Consider the following 6,390-nt stretch of genomic DNA (forward strand, 5'->3'; position numbering starts at 1 on the left):
TCGCAGCGCCGCTGAAAACCCGCACCCGGCCCTGGGCATCAGGCGCCGGGTGTTTTTTCGGGTGTGTCCCCTGGGTTGTGTGCCTGGGCCTCACGCAATTGCTCGCGCAGGCGGCCCAGTCCCTGGCGAAAGGTTTCGGCGTCGCCATGTTCAAAGAACTGCGGGTAGCGCAGGTGCGCGCCCTGCAGCCGCCGCGCGTGTTTGATGGGGCACCAATACTGCTCGGTGCGGGCCGCCACCTCGCGGGCATAGGCCAGCACGCCGTTGCCGTAAGAGCAGTAGAAACAGTTGAATTTCTCGATCGCGTTCAGATAGGGCAGGTCGCTGCGGTCAAACACCAGGTAATCGGCACGGCGCACTTTGTGAATGCGGTAAACCGGAAAACACACGGCCTGGTACGTGCTGATGAACGCGTCCAGCAGCGCAAAGGCTGGCCAGCCCGCATAGATCACCGGCGCGCTCAGCAGCACCGTCCAGCGGCTGTGGCGCAGGTAGCTCCACAGGCCCACTTTTTGGCGTTGTTGCAGTTCCAGAAAGCGCTCGGCCAGCTCGGCTCGGCGGCGCACAAAAGCCGCGCGGTGTTCGCTGTATTCGGCTTCCAGCTGGTCTTCCAGCGCTTGCATGCGGGCCAGCAGTTCGTCAATGGTGGGGGGCATCGTGGGTTCCTGGTGCAGGTTTTCGAGGGAGGTGGAACAGAGGCTCAGCCGGCCACGAGTTTGTGAACCAGGTCGACCGAACTGCCCGCCTGGTATTTGCGCATCAGCCGCGCCCGGTAAATCTCCACCGTGCGGTGGCTGATGGCAAGCTGCTTGCCAATTTCCTTGCTGGTCAGACCGTCCATCAGGAAGGCCGCCACTTCGCGTTCGCGCGGTGTGAGTTCGGCGCGCACGGCGCGGCGCGAACTGAGGTCTTCAAAGCTCCAGATGCCCGCTTCGTGGGGCGCCTCGCGCCGCAGCGCCCGCCCGGTCACGTGGCACCAGAAGGTTTCTCCCTTCAGGCGGCCGTCCACCCGCTTCATGATGCGGTCGTCGGCGTAGGTGCCGCTCTTGCCCAAAATGGGTGCAATGCGCGCGCCCGTGCGCTCATACTCGTCGGCGCTGGGGTACAAAATCTGAAAGCTCTGGCCTACCAACTGCTCACGGTCGGCGCCAAACATGTCGCACAGCGCCTGGTTGCAGTCCACCATGGTGCGCTGGCGCGACAGGGCCAGCCCCACAGGGGCAAGGTCAAAGGCCAGTCGGTAGTCGATGCCGGTGGGGCTGCTCAGCGCCGGGCTCGCGGTGTCTGGTGTGTCGGGGGTGGGGTTCGGGTTAGTCATTAGGTCAAACTACGTATGTCTTTACGTAGTATCGTCACCTTATCCCTGTTCAACCACTGGAGCAACCGACGTGAACAAGATTTACCCGAGCGCAGCCGAAGCCCTCAAGGGCGTGGTCGCTGACGGCCAACTCATCGCCGTGGGCGGTTTTGGCTTGTGTGGCATTCCCGAAGCCCTGATCGACGCCCTGCGCGATTCCGGCGTCAAGAACCTGACCGCCATTTCCAACAACGCCGGCGTGGACGACTTCGGTCTGGGCAAGCTGCTGCAGACGCGGCAGATCAAGAAAATGATCTCGTCGTACGTGGGCGAAAACAAGGAGTTTGAGCGCCAGTACCTGGCCGGCGAACTCGAACTCGAATTCACGCCCCAGGGCACGCTGGCCGAGAAGCTGCGCGCTGGCGGCGCCGGCATCCCGGCCTTCTTCACCAAGACCGGTGTCGGCACCCTGGTGGCCGAAGGCAAGGAGCTGCGTGAGTTCGGCGGCGAGACCTACGTGATGGAACATGCGCTGTTCCCGGAAGTGGCGCTGGTCAAGGCCGACGTGGCCGACCGCTCGGGCAACCTGCGCTTCAACCTGACGGCGCGCAACTTCAACCCGGCCGCCGCCATGGCTGGCAAGATCTGCATTGTCGAGGTCGAGCGCATCGTTGCCACCGGCGAGATCGCCCCGGACGACGTGCACCTGCCCGGTATCTACGTGCACCGCATCGTGCACAACCCCACGCCCGAGAAGCGCATCGAGAAGCGCACCACCCGCGACCGCAAATAAGGAGATCACCATGCCTTGGACCCAAGACCAGATGGCCGCGCGCGCGGCGCAGGAACTGCAGGACGGCTTTTACGTGAACCTCGGCATCGGCATCCCGACGCTGGTGGCCAACCACGTGCCCGACCACGTCGAGGTGTGGCTGCAGAGCGAAAACGGCATGCTGGGCATCGGCCCCTTCCCCTACGAAGACGAGGTGGACGCCGACCTGATCAACGCCGGCAAGCAGACCGTGACCACGCTCAAGGGCTCGGCCATCTTCGGCAGCCACGAGAGCTTCGCCATGATCCGTGGCGGCAAGATCAACCTGTCCATTCTGGGTGCCATGCAGGTCACGGCCGAGGGCGACCTGGCCAACTGGATGATCCCTGGCAAGATGGTCAAGGGCATGGGCGGCGCCATGGATTTGGTGGCGGGCGTCAAGCGCGTCATCGTGCTCATGGAACACGTAGCGAAAAAGAAAGACGGCACCGAAGATCTGAAAATCTTGCCCGCCTGCACCTTGCCGCTCACCGGGAAAGGCGTTGTGGACCGCATCATCACCGACCTGGCGGTGATGGACGTGACGCCCGAGGGCTTGAAAGTGGTTGAACTCGCTCCGGATGTGACGCTGGAGCACCTGCAGTCCAAAACAGGTGTGCCCCTGATCTGATCGCCTGATAGCATTTTGACAGCTGCAGTGGCTACACTGCACACCGGTTCATCGCCCGCACCCGCACCCGGTGTGGGCGTTTTCATTTGCGCAATGCCTGTGCATTTGGGTTGGTGTTTGGAGAATTTTGTTGGAAGCTTTTCTGTTGTCTACCGGTATCGTGGCCCTGGCCGAAATGGGCGACAAGACGCAGCTGTTGTCGCTGGTGCTGGCCGCGCGGTTCAAAAAACCCTGGCCCATCATCTGGGGCATTCTGGCGGCCACGCTGCTCAACCACGCCCTGGCCGGTGCGGTGGGCTCGTGGGTCATGGCCGCGGCGGGGCCCGATGTGATGCGTTGGGTGTTGGGTGTGTCCTTCATCGCCATGGCGGGCTGGATGCTGATTCCCGACAAACTGGACGACGAAGACGCGGTGCCCAAGCGCCAGTTCGGGGTGTTTTTCACCACCACCTGGGCATTTTTTCTGGCTGAAATGGGCGACAAAACGCAAATTGCCACCGTGGCGCTGGGTGCGCAGTACGAGCCCCTGATCGCCGTGGTGGCGGGCACCACGCTGGGCATGATGCTGGCCAACGCACCGGTGGTGTTCTTTGGCGATGCCATCACGCGGCGCGTACCCATCAAGGCGGTTCACGCCGTGGCCGCGCTGATCTTTCTGGCGCTGGGCGTGGGTGTCCTGTTGAGCGGTGGGTGAATTCCGTGGGTTTAAGCGCGAGCTGGGCCCCGCATGTCGGCTGGACGCTACCGACTGCCCAGCGGGTGTATGCCGCGTTTTTTCTCTACGCGTTCGCCTGGGCGGCTTGTTCCCGCGCATGGGCGAGATTCAGCAACGCATGGGGGTGGGCGAGGGTGCGCTGGAAATCGTCGTCAACGTGGACGCCGACCGCGCAGCGCCACGAAAGCTGAACGACGCACAGACATGAAAAAAGGCCCTGAAAGGGCCTTTTTTCATGTCTGGAGCGGGTGAAGGGAATCGAACCCTCGTATGAAGCTTGGGAAGCTGCCGTTCTGCCATTGAACTACACCCGCAGAGGCCCGAATCATACCCGAGCCGGCTCAACGAGCTGGTTCAGGATTCCAGCCAGGCTCTGGCCAGAACTTCATGATCGGTGGAAAAGAACTCCATCGGAAAACTGGACACCGCCGACATGAAGAACAGCAGGGCACTGTCGCGCCACCTCAGGTTGCCGACAATGGCCATGCGGCTCACATGTTTCTGGATTTCCTTGTCCAGATCAATGTCATCCCACTGCACAAAAGCTTCCAAATTCTGAAAGTCTGGATCGATCTGGATGATCACCCGCATCGGTCCATGTTTCATCATGTGTTCGTGCACAGCACGCTTGGCTTCGTCAACCTCTTCGCGTTTTAGCACGCCAGAGCCATGAAAAACAGCCAGGTCGGGAGACTCAAAGTAAATGCTGACAGTCATGGTGACGGGATGGTGGAAGCGCCTTGAGGGACCGTGAGGGGCTGTGAGGGGCAGTGAGGGGCAGTGAGGGGCAGTGATGAAGCGGTCGGAGCTTACTTCATGATGTCGCCCAGGCAAAGGTACTTGATCTCCACGTAGTCGTCCATGCCGTGGTGCGAGCCTTCGCGGCCCAGGCCCGACTGTTTGACGCCGCCAAACGGCACGTGCTCAGTGGCCAAAATGCCCACGTTGATGCCCACCATGCCGTATTCCAGCGCTTCGGCCACGCGGAAGATGCGGCCCACGTCGCGGCTGTAGAAGTAGCTGGCCAGGCCGAACTCGGTGTTGTTGGCGGCGTCCACGGCTTCCTGCTCGGTTTCGAACTTGAAGATGGGGGCGAACGGGCCAAAGGTTTCTTCCTTGGCGCACAGCATGTCGGCGGTGGCGTCGGCCACCACGGTGGGCTCAAAAAACTGTCCCGCCAGGCGCTTGCCGCCGGCCACCACGCGCGCACCCTTGGCCACGGCGTCGTCCACATGGCGCTGCACTTTTTCCAGCGCGGCTTCTTCAATCAGCGGGCCCTGGTTCACGCCGTCTTCAAAGCCGTTGCCGACCTTGGCGGTCTTCACCTTGGCCGCGAACTTGGTGACGAACTCGTCGTACACGCCGCTCTGCACGTACAGGCGGTTGGAGCACACGCAGGTCTGGCCGGCGTTGCGGTACTTGCTGGCGAAGGCGCCTTCCACGGCGCTGTCGATGTCGGCGTCGTTGAACACGATGAAGGGCGCGTTGCCACCGAGTTCGAGCGACATCTTCTTCACCGTGGGCGCGCTCTGCGCCATCAGGATGCGGCCCACTTCGGTGGAGCCGGTGAAGCTGATGTGGCGCACCACGTCGCTGGCGCAGATGACCTTGCCCACGGCAATGGAGTTCTGGTCGTCGGCCGTGATCATGTTGAGCACACCGGCCGGAATGCCGGCGCGGATCGCCAGCTCGGCCGCGGCCAGAGCGGTCAGTGGCGTGAGTTCGGCGGGCTTGATGATGACGGTGCAACCCGCAGCCAGCGCGGGCGCGACCTTGCGCGTGATCATGGCCAGCGGAAAGTTCCAGGGCGTGATGGCCGCGCACACGCCGATGGGCTGCTTGAGCACCATCAGGCGGCGGTTGTTGTCGAACTGCGGCAGGGTCTCGCCGTTGACGCGCTTGGCCTCTTCGGCAAACCATTCCACAAAGCTCGCACCGTAGGCGACTTCACCCTTGGCTTCGGCCAGGGGTTTGCCCTGCTCGGCGGTCATGATGCGGCCCAGGTCGTCCTGGTTGGCCATCAGCAGGTCGTACCACTTGCGCAGGATGGTGCTGCGCTCTTTGGCGGTTTTGCTGCGCCAGGCGGGCCAAGCGGCGTTGGCCGCGGCGATGGCGGCCTCGGCATCGGCCGGGCCGAGGTTGGCCACGTTGGCGAGCTTCTGGCCGGTGGCCGGGTCGAGCACGTCAAAGCGGCTGGCGCCCTGGACCCATTCGCCGTTGATCAGCGCGTCGGTCTTGAGCAGGGTTGGGTCCTTCAGCAGGGCCAGGGGGGAGGTTTTCGTGTCCATGTGTGTCTCCTTGGGAGGGTGGTGGGATTATTTAACCTGTTAAATAATTATCGGCTATCGCCTCAGTGTTTTTTTGCATTGCGTGAAAGCATATGCCCATGCGACCCTGCCCGCAGTACCGCTGGGGACGCGGGAACCGGGGCCACCGCAGCGTCAAAAACCAACATCCGTGGTCGGTGCTGGCCGCCATGATGGAAAATAGCGGGTTGCAAGCGCCGCACCGGTGCCTTCAGATACTTCCTATCCAGACCATGACCAGCCCTGCTTCCGTTGCCGACATCCGCAAGACCTTTCTGGACTTCTTCGCCTCCAAGGGCCACACCGTGGTGGCGTCCAGCCCGCTGGTGCCCGGCAACGACCCCACGCTCATGTTCACCAACTCGGGCATGGTCCAGTTCAAGGACGTGTTCCTGGGCACCGACAAACGCCCCTACGTGCGCGCCGCGTCCGTCCAGGCCTGCCTGCGCGCCGGCGGCAAACACAACGATCTGGAAAACGTGGGCTACACCGCACGCCACCACACCTTCTTCGAGATGCTGGGCAACTGGTCGTTTGGCGACTATTTCAAGCGCGAGAGCCTGAAGTGGGCCTGGGAGCTGCTGACCGAGGTCTATGGCCTGCCGCCGGAGCGGCTGTGGGCCACGGTCT

At 62.7% G+C, this 6,390-nt stretch carries 8 protein-coding genes and 1 tRNA gene; 4 read left to right on the plus strand and 5 right to left on the minus strand.

Annotated elements, in window-relative coordinates; translation table 11 throughout:
- Positions 1-38: 38 nt before the first annotated feature.
- Both Q7J58_RS02860 and Q7J58_RS02865 read right to left on the minus strand, forming a co-directional pair.
- On the minus strand, positions 39-656 hold the full coding sequence (locus tag Q7J58_RS02860) for a hypothetical protein (protein WP_304823146.1): 618 nt from the start codon (positions 654-656) through the stop codon (positions 39-41).
- 44 nt (positions 657-700) lie between these two features.
- On the minus strand, positions 701-1,318 hold the full coding sequence (locus tag Q7J58_RS02865) for a LuxR C-terminal-related transcriptional regulator (RefSeq protein ID WP_304823149.1): 618 nt from the start codon (positions 1,316-1,318) through the stop codon (positions 701-703).
- 70 nt (positions 1,319-1,388) lie between these two features.
- Here Q7J58_RS02865 and Q7J58_RS02870 point away from each other — a divergent pair, with 70 nt between their 5' ends.
- From Q7J58_RS02870 to Q7J58_RS02880, 3 genes are all read left to right on the plus strand, one after another.
- Positions 1,389-2,090: a CoA transferase subunit A gene (locus tag Q7J58_RS02870; protein ID WP_304823152.1), complete on the plus strand. Its 702-nt coding sequence runs from the start codon at positions 1,389-1,391 to the stop codon at positions 2,088-2,090.
- 10 nt (positions 2,091-2,100) lie between these two features.
- Positions 2,101-2,739 carry a CoA transferase subunit B gene (locus Q7J58_RS02875; protein ID WP_304823155.1) on the plus strand — a complete coding sequence of 213 codons (639 nt, stop codon included), beginning with the start codon at positions 2,101-2,103 and terminating at the stop codon, positions 2,737-2,739.
- Between the two features lie 130 nt (positions 2,740-2,869).
- Entirely contained in the window at positions 2,870-3,433 is a 564-nt protein-coding gene (locus Q7J58_RS02880; protein WP_304823158.1) for a TMEM165/GDT1 family protein, read from the plus strand.
- A gap of 261 nt (positions 3,434-3,694) precedes the next feature.
- On the opposite strand, the gene Q7J58_RS02885 is transcribed toward Q7J58_RS02880, so the two are convergent.
- The 3 genes from Q7J58_RS02885 to Q7J58_RS02895 all read right to left on the minus strand — a co-directional run bounded on the left by Q7J58_RS02885 (position 3,695) and on the right by Q7J58_RS02895 (position 5,742).
- Positions 3,695-3,768 (minus strand) — tRNA-Gly (locus Q7J58_RS02885).
- Positions 3,769-3,808: 40 nt separating this feature from the next.
- Positions 3,809-4,171, minus strand: coding sequence for an STAS/SEC14 domain-containing protein (locus Q7J58_RS02890; protein ID WP_304823160.1), 363 nt, complete (start codon positions 4,169-4,171; stop codon positions 3,809-3,811).
- 92 nt (positions 4,172-4,263) lie between these two features.
- Positions 4,264-5,742, minus strand: a complete 1,479-nt coding sequence (locus Q7J58_RS02895; protein WP_304823163.1) for an NAD-dependent succinate-semialdehyde dehydrogenase — start codon at positions 5,740-5,742, stop codon at positions 4,264-4,266.
- A gap of 251 nt (positions 5,743-5,993) precedes the next feature.
- Between Q7J58_RS02895 and Q7J58_RS02900 the strand changes: the two genes are divergently transcribed.
- A partial coding sequence (locus tag Q7J58_RS02900; RefSeq protein ID WP_304823166.1) for an alanine--tRNA ligase-related protein occupies positions 5,994-6,390 on the plus strand: 397 nt, incomplete at its 3' end.

It is taken from the genome of Hydrogenophaga sp. (assembly GCF_030656115.1).
Taxonomy (GTDB): domain Bacteria; phylum Pseudomonadota; class Gammaproteobacteria; order Burkholderiales; family Burkholderiaceae_C; genus Hydrogenophaga.

Bases quoted from the DNA above. Each gene is read 5' to 3' on its own strand.
- Q7J58_RS02860 (WP_304823146.1), bottom strand. From the start codon at position 656: ATGCCCCCCACCATTGACGAACTGCTGGCCCGCATGCAAGCGCTGGAA.
- Q7J58_RS02865 (WP_304823149.1), bottom strand. From the start codon at position 1,318: ATGACTAACCCGAACCCCACCCCCGACACACCAGACACCGCGAGCCCG.
- Q7J58_RS02875 (WP_304823155.1), top strand. From the start codon at position 2,101: ATGCCTTGGACCCAAGACCAGATGGCCGCGCGCGCGGCGCAGGAACTG.
- Q7J58_RS02890 (WP_304823160.1), bottom strand. From the start codon at position 4,171: ATGACTGTCAGCATTTACTTTGAGTCTCCCGACCTGGCTGTTTTTCAT.
- Q7J58_RS02895 (WP_304823163.1), bottom strand. From the start codon at position 5,742: ATGGACACGAAAACCTCCCCCCTGGCCCTGCTGAAGGACCCAACCCTG.